Consider the following 20,892-nt stretch of genomic DNA (forward strand, 5'->3'; position numbering starts at 1 on the left):
TTATTCGTTCAATATATTGAACGATGTTCGATATACTGTATAGTATTGACGATAATGATCAACGTCAAGAAAAAGGCTGCTTCCTCATGACCAAAGAAGATGTGCCCGCAAACAAGCCTGCAGCACCTGCTGTACAACGGGCCGCGCTGCTTCTGGATATGATTGCTATGAGCGATGAGCCGTTGACTGTCAGCGGCCTTGCCCGTGAATTAGGTTTGGCCAAAAGCTCGGTGCATGGTCTCTGCAACACGCTGGCCGATCTTGGTATTCTCGACCGTCGTAATAGTGGCTTTGTCATGGGCGGCCATGTGATGTTGTGGGCGAATGCTTTCGTCAACAAGTCGGATATGGTGGCGGAGTTTTTCCGGCTCTGGCAGGGGCAGCATGATCTGAAAAACGAGACGGCAACGCTGACAATTCTCGACGGACAGGATGTAGTTTACATCGCGTCCCAGCATGGCTCGGTGCCGCTTGGCATCACCTTTCGCATCGGTATGCGCCTGCCTGCTGCTTTCACGGCAACCGGCAAAGCCATTCTCAGCACCATGCCGCAAGAGGCTGTGGAGCAGATTTATGCCACTGGCCTGCCGGAGGCGCTGACTGAGCATACAGTTCAGACCATGCCGAATTTATTAAGTGAGTTGGAAGATATCCGTGAGCGGGGCTATTCACTGGATAACCAGCAGGTGCGTGAGGGCATGTTTTGTTTCGGCGCGCCGGTATATGATTTCAGCGGCAATCTTGCCGTTGGCGGTATTGCCTTCAGCATCAATGCTTTGCAGATGGATAAAGCGAGAGAGCAGGAACTGGGTGCGGCAGTCATCCGTTATGCGCGGGCATTGTCGCATAATCTTGGCTCGAACAATCTGAGCTGATTGCTACGCATGGGTGTAATACGTAGCAATCATTTGGCGCAAGTTTAGCGGTAGATATCCATATTCGCTGCCGGTGCGCTCAGAAGTTCACGAGCATAGCTGTGGCCTGCGTGATTGGCCGCAGCAATAATGCCTGGTGCTAGGCAGTCACCAATGCGTTGCACCGTTTCAATGCCGTGATCTGCCCATTGATCTTTGACTGCAATCAGCTGATGCCAGAGCGTATCTGTCGCAATGCGGGATGTGACAGGCACCAGAGTTGCACAATCGATTACGCGCGTGCTGCCGGAATAGACACATTCAATGGTCAGTGTATCGGCTGTACGCCCTGCCAGCTGATGCAGAGGAATGATGTCCACACCGAGATCAATCAGACGCTTCTGAATACGTCTCTGTTCCAGCGTATGCTCCGTCCATGGTGCAACAATCGGGGTCGGGGTGACAAAGACCACCTTATGACCGGCATTGGCGACCAGTTCTGCCAAAACGCTGCCCATATAGTAACGGTCATCATCAAAGACCACGACCGGCCCTTGCGCGGTGATCGCTGCCGCACCCGAGGAGAGCAGAGCTTCCACGCCAACAGTTGCGCCTTGGGTGAGGAATTCCAGCGGCTTGCGGTGAACACGGCCAACACCGTCATCACGCCATTTCGAACCGGTGGCGAGTGCAATATGCGGAATACCGTAAGAGAGAATGTCTTCGGCAGTCAGCGGACTGTCCAGATACATCTGGGCATTCGGCATTTGCTGTAATTGCCCCACACGCCAGTCACGTACACGGCCATAGGTGGCCAGTCCCGGCAGGCGACATTCGCGGGCAATGCGACCGCCCCATTCCTGTCCAGCTTCGGCAAGCATCACATCCGCGCCGCGCTTGGCAAGACCACGCGCTGCTTCCAGACCGGCTGGGCCACCGCCGACAACCAGCACAGAAGGTGCGTTGTCAAAGGCAGGCATTTTCTCCGGATGCCAACCTTTACGCCATTCTTCTCCGGTGGTCGGGTTCTGTGTGCAGCGCAGCGGCGCAACGATATTGTCGCTCGCGGTACAGATATTGCAGCCGATACATTCACGAATATCGTCAATACGGCCTTCTTTGATTTTCTGCGGTAGAAAAGGATCGGCAATTGAAGGGCGCGCTGCACCAATCAGGTCGAAGATACCTTTCTTCACCACACGCACCATGGCATCCGGCGAGGTATAGCGCCCCACGCCGACAACAGGTTTGGTGGTCAGCGGTTTAACGAAGGAAACGAAATCTTCCTGAAAGCCTTCTTGCGAGAAACGTGCTGTCTGGCTGTCATTCGACCAGTTGGAGAGATTGACGTCCCACAGATCCGGCTCATCGGCGAGTGCTGCAACCACGTCACGACCTTCGCCGTCATGCTGCAAACCGTCTTTGCCGAGAAATTCTTCTACGGCAAAGCGAATGGCAATCGCACAGGTATCACCCACGGCATCGCGCGTATCGGCCAGTACCTCACGGAACAGCCGCAGGCGGTTTTCAAGACTGCCGCCATATTCATCGGTGCGCGTATTATAGCGTTGCAGCATGAAGTGCTGCAGCAGGGTCATATCATGACCGGCATAGACATAGATAATATTGAACCCCGCGCGTTTGGCGCGTAGTGCTGCATCACGGTGCCATTTGCGAAACTCGGCAATATCCGCTTTATCCATGCCGCGTGCCTGTACTGGATCTTCCACATCAACCATCGCATCCGACGGTGCATAAGGAGCAATGCGGCTCAGGCGGTTGGCGGTGTGAATACCATTATGCGCCAGCTGAATTGCGGCAAGGCTGCCATGAGACTGGATTTTCTCGGTCAGTACCTGCAAGCGCGGAATGTCTTTATCATCCCAGATACGCCCCTGATTGGAGGGCGAAATATCGGAGGACGGGTGAATTTCCGTTTCCTGTGTTGAGACCACACCCCAGCCGCCTTCTGCTTTCATGGCGCGCATATGGATATCAGCATCGGGATAACGATGCCCCATGCCGCTGCAATGCGGCACCTGATAAAAGCGGTTCGGGGTGGTGACAGGGCCGATTTTTACCGGCTCGAAGAGAATATCGTAACGGGGATCACGCATTATATTTATCCATGGTTCAGGCATAGTCCGGCTGTGCGCAGCTTTGGGGAGCTTCGCCGGTATGGAGTGCAATTCATGAGTTAGCGGGGCAGTCAGGTGAAAATGATCTGGCTGGCGGGTCACACACCTTTCACAGGAATGCGCCTTTCAAGGAAACGCAGTCCGGCAACCAGTATGAAGGTCAAAAGCAGATAAACGGCTGCCAGCAGGAGCAACGGCTCATAGGTCAGCAACGTCTCCTGCCGCACTTTGGTAATCACGCCGTAGACGTCAATCACCGTGATGGTCGCAACCAGTGGCGTGGCTTTGAGATGCAGCACAGTTTCACCGGTCAGGGTTGGCAAAGCGCGGTAGAAAGCACGCGGGAACCAGATACGGCGGAACATTTTCCAGCGCCCCATGCCGAAGGCATGGGCAGCTTGCAGTTCACCGGACGGTACACCGGCAAAGGCGCCGCGCATCACTTCGCCCTCATAGGCCGCAAAAGAGACGGTCAGTGCGAAGACACCATAAGGCCATGCTTCACGCAGATACGGCCAGAGAAAGGATGAGCGGATGCCCGGTATCATCGGAAACAGCGAACCCAGACCATAATAGAGCAGCCATAATTGCAGCAGCAGCGGCGTGCCGCGGAAGATCGTGCAGAAGGTTGCGGCAGGGGCTTTCAGCCACCACGGACCTGTTACCTGCACAATGCCAAGCGGCAGAGCCAGCATGAAACCGATAATGACACTGCTGAACAACATAGCCAGCGTGACACCGACACCCGATGCAAGGCGCGGCAGATAGCGCGGCACCCAGTCCCATTCGCCAAAGACTAAAGCTGCGATGATCATGGCAGCAAAAATCAATAGCAGGATAATGCGGTGCGGTTTGAACCAGCTATCCGCTGCGGTGCCGGACAAGGACGGGGCTGTTAAACTGTTTTCCATGTCACACAGCCTCCGGCAGGCCACGACGGGCGCGTTTTTCAATCAGGCGAATGACGATAGTCGAGAGCAGGGTAATGGCGAGATAGAGCGCGCCGGCAGTCAGGAAAAACAGCATATAGGCTTTGGTTGCGCCCGCCGCCTGTCTGGTAGCCAATGTCAGTTCCGTAAAGCCGACAACCGCGAGCAGGGCTGTATCTTTGGTTGCAATCAGCCAGAGATTGGACAAGCCGGGAATGGCAAAAGGCAGCATGGCCGGCAAAGTGATACGGCGCAGAATTTTCAACGGCGGCATACCAAAAGAGCGCGCGGCTTCAATCTGTCCCGGCGCGATAGACTGGATAGCCCCGCGAATGACTTCCGTTGAATAGGCGCCTTGTACCAGTCCGATGACGATAATACCTGCCACAAGTCCGCTGATATCAACGGAGCCATAGCCCATGGTCGCCAGCATAGTATTGAGAAATTCCGTGCCTGCATAATAGAGAATCAGGATCAGAACCAGTTCGGGAACACCACGGATAACTGTTGTGTAGACCTCCAGAAGATCACGGAGTACCGGCCCGCCATAGAGCTTTCCCATCGCACCGAAAATGCCGAGAAACAAACCCAGAGCATAACCGCCGACAGCGATCTGCAATGTATTGGCAAGCCCTGCCAGCAACACACCGCCCCAGCCGGGTGGTGAATAGGCAAGCAGATCCCAATTGATCAGCGAAGGGACGGTGATATCCATGTTTCAGACCTTTAGAAATAGTTCACTCTGGGACTGTGGCCGGAGCGGCGCAGGGCTATTTCGCAATGCAACCACTCCGGTTTTCAATCTCAGTCGCCGAAGACGTCGTAGGTGAAATATTTCTTGGCGAGGGCTTCATATTCGCCGTTTTCACGAATGGTCTTGATCGCGGTATTCATCTTTTCGCGCAGGGCATCATCACCTTTGCGCAGACCGATACCGACACCTGGCCCCAGAATTTCAATATCCGGCGCAGGGTTGCCTTTGGCATCGCAGCAGGACTGACCAATATCCGTTTTGAGGAAGTCTGCCATTGCGCCTGCATCGGCCATAACTGCATCCAGACGACCGGCAGCCAGATCATTATTGGCTTCGTCCTGTGTCTGATATTCTTTCAAAGTTGCGCCTTTAGGCACAAAATGCTTTTCAACATAGCTCTGATGAATGGTCGAAACCTGTACACCGACAGTTTTGTCAGCCAAGCCCTCGGCATTCGGCTCAAACTTGATATCCTTGGTGCCGATGATCATTGGCGGGATACTGTAATATTTGTCGGAGAAATCGATCTTCTTCTGGCGTTCCGCAGTGATCGACATCGAGCCCATAATCATATCAATCTTGCCGCTGGTCAGTGCCGGAATAATACCGTCCCATGCGATTGGTGTGGTTTCGCATTCAAGCTTGGCGGTTTTGCAGAGCAGACCTGCCAGATCGACCTCAAAACCATGCCACTGGCCGGACGCATCCGGATAATACATTGGCGGATAAGGTTCGGCACCGACAGCCACTTTCAGCGTCTGCGCCTGCGAAGGCAGAGTTGCGGCCAGTGTGATGGCCAGACCGGCGAAAACGGCGGTGGTGATTTTTTTGCTAAAGCTTTTCATTTGTTCCCTCTTTTATTGTTTATGCAATTATCTCTGTAATCAGGCATCAACGGTACTGATGAACTTTTGCAACCGTTCCGATTTCGGGTTGCCGAACACCTCTTCCGGCGTGCCCTGTTCTTCAATCAGCCCGCCATGGACAAACACCACTTTGGACGCAACTTTGCGGGCAAACTTCATCTCGTGGGTGACAAGAATCATTGTGCGGTTTTCACGCGCCAGATCGGTGATCACGGCCAGTACTTCGCCCACCAGTTCGGGATCCAAAGCCGAGGTTGGCTCGTCAAACAGCATCGCGAGCGGCTGAATAGCGACTGCGCGGGCAATCGCTGCACGTTGCTGCTGACCACCGGACATAAAGCCCGGATATGTATGGCGCTTTTCATAAAGACCGACACGGCGCAGAATGGTTTCTGCCTCTGCAATCGCCTGATCCTTAGGGACGCCCAGCACATGCACAGGCGCTTCGATCACATTTTCCAGCACCGTCATGTGCTGCCAGAGATTGAAACTCTGAAACACCATGCCAAGACGGGAGCGAATACGCTGCACCTGCTTACGATTGGCCGGAACCTGTCCCTGTGCGCTATGACGCATTTTGATGGTTTCGCCATGAATGGCGATATCGCCTGAGGTCGGGATTTCCAGCATATTGATACAGCGCAGCAGCGTGGATTTGCCGGAGCCGCTGCCGCCGATAATGGCAACCACATCACCGGTTTGTGCTTCCAGCGACACACCTTTCAGCACTTCCAACGCGCCGTATTTCTTATGCAGATTACTGATGGATATGGCGCTTTGTGTCTGGAACATCTCCCGTTCGTCCTTATCTTTATGAGGTCTTCTATAGGGTAAAAATCAGCATTTACGCGCTTGCTGTCAGGCAAAGCGTATGAAAACGGCACGAAAGGCCGGTCTTGTGAGGTGTGATTGCTGATTATCGGCAGAGTGATTAGTTGGTCAGAAGTTCCTCATTGTTCCCCGTTGTCACCTTCCTGTTGTGTTTTTATTGCGGAGGGTGATCTTTGCTTGTTTTTTGAGGCTATACATTTGCATAGTGCTATGCAAGTGCATAGTTTGTGAAAAATCGCTGGTAAAGTGTCGTGTTTTGTCACACCTATGCAGCGGATGCAGCAAGCAAGGAGTATCAGGAAATAATGTCGGGTTTATACAGGCATGCACCGGAGGGAGATCGCCGGCAGGAGCTGATTGAGGCAACGCTGGAATGTATTGCTGAGCTGGGCATTCAGTCGACGACGGTTCGTGCTGTGGCTGCTAAAGCGGGGGTAAGTAACGGCCTGATCCGGCATCACTTTGAGAATAAAGCGAATTTGATTGTTGCAGCCTATCGCAGAACGATGGAACTGATCACTGAGGCAGCATTAGAAGTTCTGGCTTCGAAAGAGGGGACGCCGCATCAGCGTCTCAACCGGTTTGTGCGTGTGGCTCTGGGCGGGCAGGCTTCGGAATACCGGATGATTTCTCTCTGGGCGACATTCATCAGCCAGATCGGCGTTAATCCGGTTATTGCATCCCTGCGCAGTGAGGAATATCTCAGCTTTCGCCGCGCCACAGAAGCCCTGATTGCTGAAGTCTTTGCTGCGGAAGGCCGTAATCCCTCGACTGAAGAGGTCGAGAAAATGGCTATTGTTGCCAATGCGGTGCTTGATGGTTTGTGGATTGAAGCCTGTCTGGATGAAAGCGGTAAAACCGTTGAGCAGATGATCGATCTCGGCATCAGCTCTTTTGAGACGCTGATGAATGTGAAGCTGACCTGATTGCCATCAGCGCTTTTATAAAACCGGAGCCATTGATGGGATGAGCTTTCCCTTCAGATGCTCCGGTCGTTATAAATTATCCGGCGATTGTCCAGCCGCCGTTTTCACCGTGTTCCAGCATCGGTGTGGTGAAACAGCCGCGTGTCATCTGGGCAAATTCAGTGCCAAGTTGCTCAAGCGGTGCACGCCAGCGCTGGGTTTGCAGCATTGCCGCACCGATAACGACGGGCTTGAATGCACGGGAATTCAGCAGATTGAGCGCAGCCACAATCGACGTGCCGCTGGAGATCACATCATCCACCAGAGCAATGCGGCGGCCGTCAAGCAGCGGCAGCATACGCGGGTCGATATAGAGCCGTTTGATCTGATCCGGTGTGGTGATGGAAGACAGCGGAACTGACAGTTCTTCCTCATACCAGAATTTGCGCGAGGTACCCAAAGGCACATAGCGGCTATGGCCGAGTTTACGCGCCACTTCACTGGCAAGGGTCAGACCCAGTGTCGGCAGGCCGACAATCACATCCGGTTCAAATGCTTTGAGTTTCACGGCCAGATCATCGGACAAGGCATCAACCACATCAAAGGCAGCCTGATTGACGATCAACGATGCCAGTGCATGTTGTTTATCCGAGAGCGGGCGGATCGGCAGTTGCAACTGACGACCATCATCCAGCGTGGCTGGAAAGAAAGTCTCATGCACGCCCTGCACATCAAAGGTTTCAGGTGCATAGAGCTTTTGCCAGAATTCATGCGATTGCATCATGGTCTCCCGACAATTCCTGCTCCACAAGGCGCGTCCAGAAACGTACGCCGTGTTCAATGGCATCGTCATTGAAGTCGTAAGCGGTATTGTGGTGCAGGGCACCGTCGACAGCAGGGCCATTGCCGAGCCAAACATAGCAACCCGGTGCTTCACCGGCGAAGAAGGCGAAATCATCACCCGCAGTGGAAGGCGGGAAGCTGGTGCGCACTTTGCTGCCAAACACATCCTGTGCGGCACGTAATGCGCGTGCTGTGGCGTCGGCATTGTTGACGACCGGCGGGATACGACGGATAAAATCATACTCAGCAGCAATGCCATACATCATCGCAGTACCCTGCGCGAGGCGGCCGATTTCCTGCTCAAGCTGGTCACGGACATGCGGGGTATAAGCACGGGCTGTGCCGCCGATTTCCACAATATCCGGAATAACATTAAGCGCCTTCGGGTCACCGGCCTGTAAAGAGCAGGCGCTGACGACTGCCGGTTGTAACGGATCAACCACGCGGCCGATAATCGTCTGTAATGAAGCGATGAAAGTTGCGGCTGCCGTGACCGGATCTTTACCGAGATGCGGTTTTGCACCATGGGTGCCGGTGCCGCGGAAAGTCACACGCCAGCTGTCGGAAGAGGCAAGCTGCGGGCCTTCAACCACGGCGATTTCATCAGGATCAAGACCCGGCATATTATGCAAGCCATAGACCGCATCGCACGGAAACAGGTTGAACAATCCTTCTTCAACCATGCGCTTGGCGCCACCGCGACCTTCTTCTGCAGGCTGGAAGATGAAATGCACGGTACCTGAGAAATTACGGCTTTTTGCCAGCGCACGGGCTGCTCCGAGCAGAAGCGTGGTGTGACCATCATGGCCGCAGGCATGCATCTTACCGGCGAATTTTGATTTATAAGGACGATCCGCCATTTCCGGCATTGCCAGTGCATCCATATCGGCGCGCAGGCCAATGGTGCGGGTGCCGTTACCAATTTGTAAAGTGCCGACCACGCCAGTGCCGCCAAGACCGCGATGAATGGTGATGCCTGCCTCTTCCAGAAGTTTGGCAACAATATCCGAGGTGCGGGTTTCTTCAAAACCGAGTTCAGGATGCGCATGCAGATCACGGCGCAACGCGGTCAGAAAAGCAATATCGTCGAGGATAGGATCAGTCATAGGTATTACTCTGTCACTTGCAAAATAGGGGAGGCCAGCACTTGTCCGGTTTTAACATCGGCAATGCCCTGATCGGTCTGGTGCGGGCCGGCATTGCAGGCCAGAGTTGCACCAAAACAGGCTTTGAAAATGAGATAAGGCGGCTGCCAGTCAACCACATCATCCATAGCTGTGCGCAAAGCGGCAAACTGTGCGGCGACATCGGCCAGCGATGCTTCTGATACCAGACCGGAGACCGGCAGTGGCAGCAGGGCAGTGACTTTGCCACCGAATGCAACAGCCATGCCGCCACCGGCAGCAATCACCGCATTGGCTGCGAGTGCCATATCTTCTTCATTGCCGCCGAAAACTGTGAGATTATGGCTGTCATGGGAAACTGTGGTGGCGAAAGCACCGCGCCAGCTGCCCCATTCACGCAGGAAACCAACGCGCGGCTTCGCTTCTGCGCGGCCATGGCGATGGGCAACGGCAATCATAGTTGCACCTTGTGGTGGAACCACAAAACCATTGGCGACTTCCGTTTCCGCTTGTCCCCATTGGGTAAAGCGTGGGCGGTCAATGGTTGCCACAACAACACGCTTGGCATCACTGCGAATACGGAAATCATCGGCGCTTAAAGCACCGATCTTCATAGATTGCAGGAACTCACCGGCGCTGGTGCTGGTGAGGGCATGTGCGAGAACGCCATTTTCAGCAGCTACGGTACCGTTGGTCAGCACTGTCTTTGCAGTGAAGTCGGACAAGTTGTCGAAGATCACAATATCCGCACGGCGGCCTGCTGCAATCAGACCGAGGTCATCGCGGCCAAAGCGGCGTGCTGCATTGAGCGTTGCCGCCTGCAATGCCCATTCCGGTTTCATGCCGTAGCGCACCAAGCGGCGCACCACATCATCAAGACCACCGGCATTGAGCAGATCATCAGGGAACACATCATCCGTGCAGAGTGTCACCGTCTGCGGCAAATGGCCGAGACGGTTCAGTTCCTGCACAAATTCCGGCAACAGATGGTCGTGGGACCCGCGCATCTCAATCGTCAGACCGGCACGCAGTTTTTCCATCAGATCTTGGCCGGAAACCAGTTCATGATCGGAGGTTACACCCGCAGCCATAAAGGCCGCGAGATCAGAGCCGGTGAGGCTGCGTGCATGGCCGCAAACCGGCTTGCCCGCTGCCAGCCCCGCATGGACAATGGCACTCATTCGCGGTTCACCGTCAATGACATTGCGCATGGTCATGACCTCGGCAATGCCGCCGATTTCAGTCCGCGCCAGCAGGTTATTCAGCACGTCAGCGTCAAAGTCCGCTCCGGCCAGTTCCAACCCTGGTGCGGAGGGCACGCAGGAAGGTGCCAGCATAATGGTACGCAGCGGCAGATCACGGGTTGCCGCGATTGCCCAGTCAACACCGGCTACGCCATGCACATTGCCGAATTCATGCGGATCCCAGACAATGGTTGTCACACCACGCGGGACTACAGCTTGTGCATAGGTGGCAGGGGTGATCATCGAGCTTTCAATATGCATATGCGTATCGATCAGACCCGGCGTGATATAACCGCCTTTGGCATCAATGATTTTGGCTGCGTCCTTGCGGCTGTCCGGTGCATGAACGGAGGCAATCAGGGCGCCGGTGATGCCGATATCGGCACGGCGATGCTCTCCGGTCACCATATCAATGATAGTGCCGTTGATGATCAGACAGTCAAACGCTTCCGCACCGCGTGCCGCAGCTGTTGCATGCAGGCGCAGTTCAGGGGAACTCAAATCAAAGGGTTCTGCACGTGTCATGATTTGGCTGCCTCTGTTCTGAGGGTATCGAGAATAATGCCGAGAATGGCCTCCGCATCGCCGTCAGCTGCATAGGCAGCATTGAATGTGGCATGGCTGGAACGCGTTTCTACCACAGTGCGGCCGCGTGTCAGCGAGCCGCAAAGTTCCGCACCAATGAAAGCCCTGTCAAAACGCACGAGATCAGGACGGGCAAAAGCCACAGCTGCCGCCGGATCATAGAGCGCCATGGCAGTACGGCCACGCGAGATCGCAATATTGATAAAGCCGCCGGTCATATCGGCAATCAAAGCGGCATTGGCACCACCAGCTGCACGGATCGGATGCACATCATCCGGTGTGGCCAGAATCTTACGGCAGAAATCAAGCTCCACCATTTTCAGCGGCAACTCATGAGCAAGCACGATCGCCAGCGCTTCCGGATCGGCCAGAGCATTAAATTCGGCTGAGGCCGTGTGGTTGCCTTTGCCAACGCCGCCGCCCATCCAGACGAGCTCGTCAATCCGTGCTGCCAGATCAGGGCGTGCCAGTGCCAGCGCGGCAATATTGGTGAGGGGGCCAAGTGCAAGAACGCGTTTGGTGCCGCAGGTATTTTCAAGCCAGTGGCACAGGGCGGTGAAGGCACAGCCCTGTGTATTATCTTCACAGACAGGCAGGTTCAGGCCGAGTGTCGGAATGCCGGTTTCACCGAGAATTCCGGCGGCAGTTTCAATCTCCGCCAGAACCGGTTTGTGCCGCCCGCGATAGATCGGAAAATCCCAGCCGAAAACCTGTGTCGCTCCAGCCGCATTGCGGCAGACCTGACCAAGCTCCGTATTTCCGAAAACCAGAGACACACCGTCGATTTCAAGACCCAGATGTTTCACCACCAGAATGGCGGCGATATCATCAAAGCCCATATCCGTATCAATCCAGACACCCATGCTGCAATTTACTCCCGTTCCAGAATTGCCGCCTGATCAACTGGCAGATCAAAGGCAACCTCATCGCCCAGTGTATAGGCAGGCAATGTGGCATCAACATCCGCTTTGACAGAGCCGAATGGTGTTTCCAGCACATATTCACGGGTGTTACCGGCAAATGCGGCGCCGCGCACAATACCTTTGAGCGGGCCGGTACCAAGCGTGACGATCTTTGGACGGAACGCCAGACCGGCAGCTTTTGGCAGTGGTGCATTGAGCGGCACTTCACCACTTTCGGAATAGAGTTTGCCGTCGCGGATCGCATAGACATTCTCGAAACCGACAAAATCCGCGACAAAACGCGATGCCGGATGATTATAGATTTCTTCCGGTGTGCCGATCTGTTCAATCGCACCGGCACGCATCACCACGATACGGTCAGCCAGCGCCAGCGCTTCTGCCTGATCGTGGGTTACGAAGATCATGGTGACGCCGGTTTCCTGCTGCACGCGCTGCAATTCGGTGCGCATGTCGAGACGCAGACGTGCATCCAGATTGGACAGCGGCTCATCCAGCAGCAGCACTTTCGGCTCCATCACCATCGAACGGGCAAGGGCAACACGCTGCTGCTGACCACCGGACAATTCCGGTGGCTTACGGTCAGCGAATTTGGCCAGACCAACGGATTTCAGGCCGCTTTCGACCTTCTGGCGCAGTTCATCACCCTTGATACCTTTGAGTTTGAGACCGAAGGCAACATTGTCGAACACGCTCAGATGCGGGAACAGCGCATAGGACTGAAATACCAGCCCGATTTCGCGCTTATTGGCAGCAACACGGGTAATGTCTTTGTCGTCAAGACGGATAGTGCCGCCTGCCACATCCATCAGGCCTGCAATCGCACGCATGGTGGTGGTTTTGCCGCAACCCGAAGGGCCGAGCAGCGCCAGCAACTCACCTTTGTTGATCGTGAGATTGAGTTTATCCACGGCTGTGGTGTTGCCGTAGCGCAGTGTCAGCTGGTCGAGAGTAAGAAAGGCTTGATCAGACATAGCGGGAGAATCCTAGGAAACGTTCTGCGAGAAGGACAATGCCCATGGACAGAAAAGCAAGCAGAGAGGAGAGGGCGGCGATGGAAGGGTCAAAAACGATTTCCATATAGCCCAGCATATCGATTGGCAGGGTGCGGACACCTGGACCGGAGAGGAACAGCGACACCGGCACCTGATTGAAGCTGGTGACAAAGCCGAGAATGAAAGCGGAAAGAATACCGCCTTTGATATTCGGCATCACCACGCGGAAGAATGCACCGGCGCGCGAGCAGCCGAGCAGCACAGCCGCTTCTTCCATGTCAGAGCGCAGATTGTTGAGGCTGGCAGACACCACACGCACCGCATAAGGCAGCACCAGTGCCGTATGTGCCAAAAACAGTGCCAGCGTGATCGACATGCCAACCGGCACCACGAAATAACGCAAGAGTGCCAGACCGACGATGATACCCGGCACAATGATCGGCGAAGAGACGATCGTGCGCACAGTTTCAGAAAACGGCATGTCATAGCGTGCCATCGCATAGGCTGCCGGTACACCAAGTGCTAAAGCCACCAGAGTACCGCCGATCGCCAGAACCATGGAGGTGACGAAGCTCTGCTGGAAACTCTCGATGGTAAAGACCTTATAGACCCATTTCAGCGAGAAACCCTGTGGCGGGAATGCCAGTGTGTCACCAGCCGAGAAAGAGGCGGCAACGATGATGAGAAACGGGCCGATCAGAAAGACAATGACGAGCCAGAGAACCAGATTGGCCGGATTAATCAGCCGTGAAAGCAAATTCGTGTTCATTTTTTGCCCTTCACTGTCGCAATACGCTTCAGAAGAATATTAGCGGCAAAACTCATCACGACGAGAATGAGTGCGATAACGCTGGCCGCAGCAAAATTATTGGATACGGTTACATGCTGATAGAGCAGTGTTTCCAGCATCAAAACCTTGGAACCACCAAGAATGGCCGGTGTGATATAGGCGGTGAGCGAACCGGTGAAAACCAGTGTACCACCCACAACCAGACCCTCTTTGGTCAGCGGCAGAATGATTTTCCAGAAAACGGTAAACCAGCTGGCACCGAGCACGCGGGCTGCAGGCACCACATCTTTCGGCAGGTTTTCCAGCGCACTGATCAGCGAGATCACCATCAGTGGCAGAAACAACTGCAGCAGACCGATGAAGATCGCGGTTTCAGTGAACAGAATACGCAGCGGCGCATCGCTTAAGCCCACAGCCTGCAAGGCCTGATTGATAATACCGGTGCGGCCGAGAATAACGATCCACGCATAGGTACGGGCAACCGGCGAGATCATCATCGGCAGCATAATCAGACCGATCATCCGGCCTTTGGAATTGGCAGGCAGGCCGACAATCGCCCATGCAGTGGCATAGCCGATAATCGCGGCGACAACGGTTACTTCCAGTCCCAGCCGCAGGGTACGCCAGAACACTGTGCGGTTCATCGGCTCGGAGAAGAAATCAATCCATGGGGCAATTGTCCATCCTTCTGTCGATCTGAAACCTTCAGACAGCAGAAGAATAACTGGGACGAGGAAGACAAGTGCCGCGAAAAGCGCTGCCGGCAAGGCCAGCCACATGGCTTCGGTGCGGTTGTTGAACATAAGCTTTCCTATAAGACAGGTGGCCTACAGCATAATTCCTTAAATTTGAAACAATTTAAGGAATTATGCTGTAAATATAGTGTGTTAGAGCGACCTTTGTGCGCCCGAGAGGGCGCCCGGCGCTCTAACCGGAGGCGGGATAATGCATCAAAAAAGAAAGCTGCCCGTGAACTGAAAATGTTACGGGCAGCTGCTGTTATTGTGGCCGGATTACTGGCCGATTTTGGCGTTCCATTCTTTCAGCCATGTGTCACGGTTGTCGAGAACGACATCGGACGGAATGAGCTGAAGGCTTTTAGCGGTTTCTTCGCCATAGGTAATGTTATTGGCAACTTCGTCAGAGACCTTAACTTCCTTATTGGCAGGGCTGTCGACCAGCTTTTCAGCAATTTTGGTCTGAATTTCTGTAGAGAGCCAGAAATCCATGAATTCCAGAGCCAGATCACGGTTCTTGGTATCCTTGGCAACGACCATCACATTCATACCGCCGGTCTGGCCTTCTTTCGGTGTTGCCCAGCCGAGCGGCAGGTCAAGCTTGGTGAAAGGAGCCCAGGAGAAACGGCCGATTGGCGCTGCCCAGATTTCTTCCTGCTGCATCAGCTGCACGAGCTGCGAGGATTTGACATAGAAAGTCACGATATCATCGGACTTTTCACCAACAGCAGCAATGGCGTTTTTCAAATCCGCTTCATTATGACCGAGGGATTTTTCCAGCATGTAAAGTGCTGTCGGACCCTGATTGGTGGTCACATTCGGGAAAGCAATATGCGGTGCATATTCAGGTTTCAGAAGGTCTGCCCAGGATTCGATTTTCATCTTGTCGGTGCGGTAGACGATAGATGTCGCGTAGAATGTGTAGCCAACGCTCATGCCGTCTTTGTTCGGGTCTTTGGCAATGTCATAAAGCTTGTCGAAGTTGGACAGCTTGGCTGTGTCGATCTTTTCGATCAGACCGGCACGCGATGCCTGCAGCGCATCCGCCATGGAAACAACAGCCATATCCACAACCGGATTGGCTTTATTGGCTTCCATTTTGGCCAGACGCTCTACGCTGTTGCCGGTTTCAACAACCAGTTTACAGCCGCATTTTTCTTCAAAAGGCTTGTAGAGGATTTCTTTGAAATCATCCTGCGCAAAAGCGTAAACCGAAATGGTCAGTGTCTTGTCAGCGGCGTAAGACGCTGTGGTCAGAAGCGCCAGTGTGGATGCGGCGATGAGTTTCTTCAGCACTTTTAAAGTCCTTTTGCGGAAGTGGATGAGGATAGAATAGAACGGCATGTTTGGCGGGCAATCAGCGTCATTGGCACACGGGATGTGCCGAATGTCGGCACCGGCCCTTTGCGGCTTTCACTTTTGCCTTCAATAGCTTGCACCAGTGAGGCAATGGCAATTTCACCGATACGCGGCAAGTCCATACGCACGGTGGACAGAGCAGGCGTAATGCCTGACGCCCAGAACAGGTCATCAAAACCAATAACACTGACATCATCCGGCACACGGTAACCACTGTGATAAAGCTCGGTCATCGCACGCAGGGCATGCACATCAGACACGGCAGCAATGGCCGTTGTGCCGGATGTAATTTTCTCATTCAGGCCGAGATGGGCGCCTTTGCCGAATTCAGCCTCGTGATGTTCGATCCACAGAACATCAATTTCTGTTTGTTTGCCTAATCCTGCACGAATACCGCCCAAACGGTCATTCTGCACGATAGAGGCCGGATTTTTACCGATCAGCAGCACTTTGCGGTGTCCGCCGGACACCAGATGCTGGCCAACCAGCTCGCCGCCCTGCCAGTGATCCGCCGCAACCGTATTGCCGGGCGTTGAAGGGCTGTCGATCACCGCAACAGGAATATCCAGATCCGCAATGCGGGTGCCAAGGCGCGGTACAATCACCAGACCATCGACACCATATTCAATCAGACGATTAATCGCTTCAGTCTGAAGACTGACATTTCCGCGGGAATCCGCAATCAGAATACCATATCCGGCTGCCGCTGCCGCTGCTTCAATCGCCTGTGCGATTTGCGGAAACAGAGGATTGGCAATATCAGGCAAAACCAGTCCCAGCACACTGTTGCGCCCTGTACGCAAAGCCCGTCCTGTATGGCTCGGGACATAGCCCATCTGGATAGCTTTTTCTTTAATGCGGGAAATGAGACTGGCAGAAACCCGTCCTTTTCCGGACAGGGCATTGGACACAGTTGCAACCGACACACCTAGGGCTTTAGCGACATCGCTCAGATTGGGTGTCTGTTTAGGTTGCAAGGTGTCGGACATCGAAACCATCTTGATTAAACGATTAATCATCTCCCGATACGGATTCTCGGGCGGAGAGTCAATCAGGATAATCACCTTGTCATGATTCAGACACAGTTTATGCAATCAGGACTTGCCACTGATTTTGGCGGGATGCCGGAGGGGGCTTACATGAGCAATGCCGCCAGCAATTTGTTTTGACTGGTAATTTTACTGGCAGATAAGTAGTGAAACCGATGAATGGCGCGCTTTTAACGGGGAAAACGTCGTGCGGAAAAAACAATGAAACCGGATGATTAAAAAGTGCGGAGCAGGTGTTCGGGGGTGATTAAACGCCACCTGCTCCGGAGAAAAAGCAAACGCACAGAAATGTGGTGCTGTGAGTCTGCGGCTGTTTCGAGTAAATTATTCTGGCATCAGCTGTCCCTGATGGAAGAAGGCGCGCAGTTTTTGCAGGTGCGGTTCAATGTCAAAACCGTTGTCTTTAATCCAGCTGTCATTGAGATAAGTGGAGCGATAACGATCACCGTGGTCGCAAAGCAGTGTTACAACTGAACCGGTTTCTCCACGGCGGATCATATCGGAAATCAGATGCGCACAGGCCCAGATATTAGTGCCGGTAGAGCCGCCACAGGTGCGGCCAAGAATTTCACCGATGACGCGCTGGGCAGCGAGGCTGGCTGCATCAGGCACCACGACCATGCAATCCACGACTTTCGGTATGAAAGACGGCTCAACGCGCGGGCGGCCAATGCCTTCGATCATCGAAGTGCAGCAAGGAATTTCCGTAACAGAACGATCCATAAAGTGCTGATGGAAGATAGAGCCGGAAGGATCGGCTACACAAAGGCGGGTGTCCAGCGCACGGTAGCGGATATAGCGCCCGAGTGTTGCGGAGGTGCCGCCGGTGCCAGCGCCGGTTACAATCCAGCGCGGGTTCGGATGTTCTTCGCGCTGCATCTGGCTGAAAATGGAGTCGGCAATGTTGTTGTTGCCACGCCAGTCCGTTGCGCGTTCCGCATAGGTGAACTGGTCCATATAATAGCCGCCGGTATCTTCTGCGACCTGACGGGCGGCATCATAAACGCTTTTCGGATCATCAACGAGATGCGGACGCCCGCCGTAAAATTCAATCGCTGCAATCTTCTCCGGCGAGGTGGTGCGTGGCATCACTGCCACAAATGGCAAGTTGAGCATACGGGCGAAATAGGCTTCGGAAACAGCGGTTGAACCGCTGGAGGCCTCAACGATTGTGGTGCGCGGGCCGACCTTGCCGTTACAAATGGCGAAGAGAAACAGCGAGCGGGCAAGACGGTGTTTCAGGCTGCCGGTCGGGTGGCTGGATTCATCTTTTAAATAGAGCGCAATGCCGTTGAATTTCGGTAGGTCAACACGGATAAGATGCGTATCAGCAGAGCGGTTGAAATCCGCTTCAATGATTGCAATAGCACGGTGGCGCCAATCCATATGACATTCTTCGGTATGGCCACACTGAATAATCTGACTCATATATTCCCCTCTGTCTGAAACAGACCAACTGAATCAACTGCCGTATATTTTTGCATATTCTGATGTGATTTTAAAAAAATCTTTTATTCCTGATGCAGGATTTGGATTGTTTTACCCTTCGTCCTGCTCCCCGCTGGGGTAAACTCTGTAAAACTAAAGCACTGTTTATCTTGCGCAAAGTGAAAACCCGCAAAGCAGTGCAGTTTCCCCCAGCCGCATATGTGCCTCGAGGAATTTATGAAATGAGCTGTTTTCCATTTTGGTGGTTGACAGCCTTAACTGACGGTGACAGGTTATTTGAAAAATGAATAAACGGCAATACTTCATCCGTAAAGTAACTATATCTCGCCGGACAGTGTGATCTGTCTGTTACCTGATTGAAATGCTTTTGCTGAAGCAATGTCTGGGGAACGTAATGAAACAATCTGCTTTGGAAGCCGTGAGCCTTTGGCTCGCCGGTAATGTTGAAGATGTGCCGCCTTTTGCGGCGCTCGTCGCCCGTCAGGATGTGTTTGTCATGACACGTCAGGCGCAGGATGCGGTGCTGAAGCCTGCGGATGCCGGTGCGTGGCCGCATGCATTGCGTGCAGCTTTTGCCGCCCGTATCGCGGCAGCAAATGACAATCCTTATCTCGGCGCGCTTTATGTTCAGGCTGCTGCCGGTTCAGACTATGCTGATCTCGCGCAGAGTAACTATGTGCCTGCCGATGCTGTGCAGCAAAAAGTCGTGGCTTTCATGGATAAAGTTGCCAACAAGACCAAAGATGTCGGTGCAGACGATATCGCTGTTTTGCAGCAGGCCGGTATTGCCGATGCTGATATTGTGCGCCTGTGCGAACTGAATGCTTTTCTTGCCTATCAAATCCGCGTGGCGTCCGGCCTCGCATCTTTGGCTGAAGCTGACGGGGAGCAGAACTGATGAGCGAGATCATTCACAAATTCACGAAAACGGTTCCTGAATGGCGTCCGCGTGTGAAGCCGGTCGTGCTGGCGGAAGCTACACCCGAGCAGCTGGATGCACTGAAAGTGACACCATCCAACACCAAAGTATCTGATTATGTGCTGGTACTGGCGCATGATCCGGAAAGCCTGAATGTGCGCTCACCGCTGTTCAATACAGTGATGTATGGCAAAGGCGGTCTGGGGCGTGCAGAGCGTGAGCTTGGCGCATTGGGCGCATCGGTTGTCAATCGCTGTATCTATTGTGCAGCCGTGCATGCCCAGCGTCATGCGCAGCTCAGCCGTGATGAGAGCGTAACCGACAAGCTGTTCCTTGATGGCGAGAAGGCGAAACTTGATCCTAAAAATCAGGCGATTTTCGATTTTGCGCTGAAGCTGTCGCAGTTTCCGCCGCAGACAAATGCAGAAGATGCACGCCGGTTGCAGGAGCAGGGGCTGAACAAGGAAGAGGCCGTTGATCTGGTGCTGTCTACTGCCATGTTCGGCTGGGCAAATCGCCTGATGCATGTGCTGGGCGATCCCGTCAAATAACTGAATTCACCATCGTAGAGCCTGACCACTAATGCTGCCTGAACAGGCTGGCAGGGAGAGATTATGCGCAATTTAAAGGCGCTGGAAGCCTACTTGGAAGTTGCAACTTTAGGTAGCGTCACCGCCGCTGCCAAACGGTTGCAATTGTCCCAGCCTTCCGTCAGCCGGATTATTCAGGATCTGGAACGCGATCTCGGCCAGAAGCTTTTTGTCCGTGTCGGGCAGCGTCTGGCGCTGACCCAGCAGGGCATGTTGTTACGTGATGATGTGGAGCGGGCATTGGCCGGTGTTGCCGAGGTTTGGGAGCGCGCGCAGGAAGTGGCCAATTTACGAACACGGCCGGTGCGCATTGCCTGTATCTCGGCGCTGGCTTTTGGTCTTGTGCCGCATGCATGGGCATCCCTCAGCCATTCCGTTGGAGCAGAAGGTGCAAGACGTATCGCTATTCAGACGGATACGCCGGAGCGGGTGCGCAGTTCAGTTCTCTCGAACGATGCGGATATCGGTGCGACAAGCCTGCCATTACAGCATCGCGATCAGACAACCCACTGGTTCGGCAGTGCGCCCTGCGTGCTGGCTGTGCGGGCTGATGATCCGCTGGCGAAAGAGCAGGGGCCAATTCCGCTCTCGGCTATCAAAAGCCGTACATTGGTGGAAATGTCCAACCGTCGCGGTCTGCCCGCCCGTATCCGCCAGACTTTGAAAAATAATCATATCGAGACCGGCGGGCTGATCCGTACCAACTCAACCATGAATGCACTGGCGCTGATCCGTGCCGGTGCGGGTGGTCCTGCGGGAACCGTCGGTGTGGTTGAGCCGGTTACCTCTGCCGGTACGCCACTGGACGGTATTGTCACTTTGCCGCTGGAGCTGGATATTCCCTATAGTTTTGGTGTGATCAGTCACAATGCCACGCAGTTAAGTGAGACAGCAGCAGAACTGATCACCGCTCTGGAACAGGCCGCCCATCTCCTGGTGCAGGGTTTCAAACTTCACACGCCTGATGAACATCAATCGCTGATTACCCAGCTTGCATTGCTGGAGGACTGA

At 54.0% G+C, this 20,892-nt stretch carries 20 protein-coding genes; 5 read left to right on the forward strand and 15 right to left on the reverse strand.

Annotated features, from left to right (window positions below; translation table 11 throughout):
• Positions 1–86: 86 nt before the first annotated feature.
• Positions 87–875 carry an IclR family transcriptional regulator gene (locus QUF18_RS03445; RefSeq protein WP_289385221.1) on the forward strand — a complete coding sequence of 263 codons (789 nt, stop codon included), beginning with the start codon at positions 87–89 and terminating at the stop codon, positions 873–875.
• 44 nt (positions 876–919) lie between these two features.
• Here QUF18_RS03445 and QUF18_RS03450 read toward each other — a convergent pair whose 3' ends face one another.
• The 5 genes from QUF18_RS03450 to QUF18_RS03470 all read right to left on the reverse strand — a co-directional run bounded on the left by QUF18_RS03450 (position 920) and on the right by QUF18_RS03470 (position 6,333).
• Positions 920–2,974, reverse strand: coding sequence for an oxidoreductase (locus QUF18_RS03450; RefSeq protein ID WP_289386117.1), 2,055 nt, complete (start codon positions 2,972–2,974; stop codon positions 920–922).
• 116 nt (positions 2,975–3,090) lie between these two features.
• Positions 3,091–3,903, reverse strand: a complete 813-nt coding sequence (locus QUF18_RS03455; protein WP_289385223.1) for an ABC transporter permease subunit — start codon at positions 3,901–3,903, stop codon at positions 3,091–3,093.
• Between the two features lies 1 nt (position 3,904).
• Complete coding sequence (locus tag QUF18_RS03460) at positions 3,905–4,636, reverse strand: ABC transporter permease (RefSeq protein WP_122008940.1); 732 nt, start codon at positions 4,634–4,636, stop codon at positions 3,905–3,907.
• 89 nt (positions 4,637–4,725) lie between these two features.
• Positions 4,726–5,520, reverse strand: a complete 795-nt coding sequence (locus QUF18_RS03465) for a transporter substrate-binding domain-containing protein (RefSeq protein ID WP_289385225.1) — start codon at positions 5,518–5,520, stop codon at positions 4,726–4,728.
• 39 nt (positions 5,521–5,559) lie between these two features.
• Entirely contained in the window at positions 5,560–6,333 is a 774-nt protein-coding gene (locus QUF18_RS03470) for an ABC transporter ATP-binding protein (protein WP_289385228.1), read from the reverse strand.
• A 344-nt stretch (positions 6,334–6,677) separates the two neighbouring features.
• Between QUF18_RS03470 and QUF18_RS03475 the strand changes: the two genes are divergently transcribed.
• Complete coding sequence (locus QUF18_RS03475) at positions 6,678–7,298, forward strand: TetR family transcriptional regulator C-terminal domain-containing protein (protein WP_289385230.1); 621 nt, start codon at positions 6,678–6,680, stop codon at positions 7,296–7,298.
• A 76-nt stretch (positions 7,299–7,374) separates the two neighbouring features.
• Here the strand turns inward: QUF18_RS03475 and QUF18_RS03480 are convergent, their stop codons facing one another.
• The 10 genes from QUF18_RS03480 to QUF18_RS03525 all read right to left on the reverse strand — a co-directional run bounded on the left by QUF18_RS03480 (position 7,375) and on the right by QUF18_RS03525 (position 18,351).
• Positions 7,375–8,058, reverse strand: coding sequence for a phosphoribosyltransferase (locus QUF18_RS03480; protein WP_289386119.1), 684 nt, complete (start codon positions 8,056–8,058; stop codon positions 7,375–7,377).
• Entirely contained in the window at positions 8,045–9,226 is a 1,182-nt protein-coding gene (locus QUF18_RS03485; RefSeq protein ID WP_289385232.1) for a M20 aminoacylase family protein, read from the reverse strand. The genes QUF18_RS03480 and QUF18_RS03485 overlap by 14 nt, the downstream gene beginning before the upstream one ends.
• 5 nt (positions 9,227–9,231) lie before the next feature.
• On the reverse strand, positions 9,232–11,013 hold the full coding sequence (locus tag QUF18_RS03490; protein ID WP_289385234.1) for an adenine deaminase: 1,782 nt from the start codon (positions 11,011–11,013) through the stop codon (positions 9,232–9,234).
• Positions 11,010–11,936, reverse strand: a complete 927-nt coding sequence (locus QUF18_RS03495) for a nucleoside hydrolase (protein WP_289385236.1) — start codon at positions 11,934–11,936, stop codon at positions 11,010–11,012. Before QUF18_RS03495 ends, QUF18_RS03490 begins: the two co-directional genes overlap by 4 nt.
• 8 nt (positions 11,937–11,944) lie before the next feature.
• Positions 11,945–12,967 (reverse strand): ABC transporter ATP-binding protein, encoded by a 1,023-nt coding sequence (locus tag QUF18_RS03500; protein ID WP_289385238.1) that lies wholly within the window; start codon positions 12,965–12,967, stop codon positions 11,945–11,947.
• Positions 12,960–13,757: an ABC transporter permease gene (locus QUF18_RS03505; RefSeq protein WP_374806434.1), complete on the reverse strand. Its 798-nt coding sequence runs from the start codon at positions 13,755–13,757 to the stop codon at positions 12,960–12,962. Before QUF18_RS03505 ends, QUF18_RS03500 begins: the two co-directional genes overlap by 8 nt.
• Positions 13,754–14,581, reverse strand: a complete 828-nt coding sequence (locus QUF18_RS03510; RefSeq protein WP_022709509.1) for an ABC transporter permease — start codon at positions 14,579–14,581, stop codon at positions 13,754–13,756. Before QUF18_RS03510 ends, QUF18_RS03505 begins: the two co-directional genes overlap by 4 nt.
• A gap of 210 nt (positions 14,582–14,791) precedes the next feature.
• Complete coding sequence (locus QUF18_RS03515; RefSeq protein WP_289386121.1) at positions 14,792–15,808, reverse strand: ABC transporter substrate-binding protein; 1,017 nt, start codon at positions 15,806–15,808, stop codon at positions 14,792–14,794.
• Between the two features lie 5 nt (positions 15,809–15,813).
• Positions 15,814–16,863: a LacI family DNA-binding transcriptional regulator gene (locus QUF18_RS03520; RefSeq protein ID WP_289386122.1), complete on the reverse strand. Its 1,050-nt coding sequence runs from the start codon at positions 16,861–16,863 to the stop codon at positions 15,814–15,816.
• A gap of 384 nt (positions 16,864–17,247) precedes the next feature.
• Positions 17,248–18,351, reverse strand: a complete 1,104-nt coding sequence (locus tag QUF18_RS03525; protein ID WP_289385247.1) for a PLP-dependent cysteine synthase family protein — start codon at positions 18,349–18,351, stop codon at positions 17,248–17,250.
• Between the two features lie 415 nt (positions 18,352–18,766).
• Here QUF18_RS03525 and QUF18_RS03530 point away from each other — a divergent pair, with 415 nt between their 5' ends.
• From QUF18_RS03530 to QUF18_RS03540, 3 genes are all read left to right on the forward strand, one after another.
• On the forward strand, positions 18,767–19,270 hold the full coding sequence (locus QUF18_RS03530) for a hypothetical protein (RefSeq protein WP_289385249.1): 504 nt from the start codon (positions 18,767–18,769) through the stop codon (positions 19,268–19,270).
• Positions 19,270–19,842 carry a peroxidase-related enzyme gene (locus tag QUF18_RS03535; protein ID WP_113943320.1) on the forward strand — a complete coding sequence of 191 codons (573 nt, stop codon included), beginning with the start codon at positions 19,270–19,272 and terminating at the stop codon, positions 19,840–19,842. The genes QUF18_RS03530 and QUF18_RS03535 overlap by 1 nt, the downstream gene beginning before the upstream one ends.
• A 63-nt stretch (positions 19,843–19,905) precedes the next feature.
• Positions 19,906–20,892, forward strand: coding sequence for a LysR family transcriptional regulator (locus QUF18_RS03540; RefSeq protein ID WP_289385251.1), 987 nt, complete (start codon positions 19,906–19,908; stop codon positions 20,890–20,892).

This window comes from Pseudochrobactrum kiredjianiae (assembly GCF_030362795.1).
GTDB lineage: Bacteria > Pseudomonadota > Alphaproteobacteria > Rhizobiales > Rhizobiaceae > Pseudochrobactrum > Pseudochrobactrum kiredjianiae.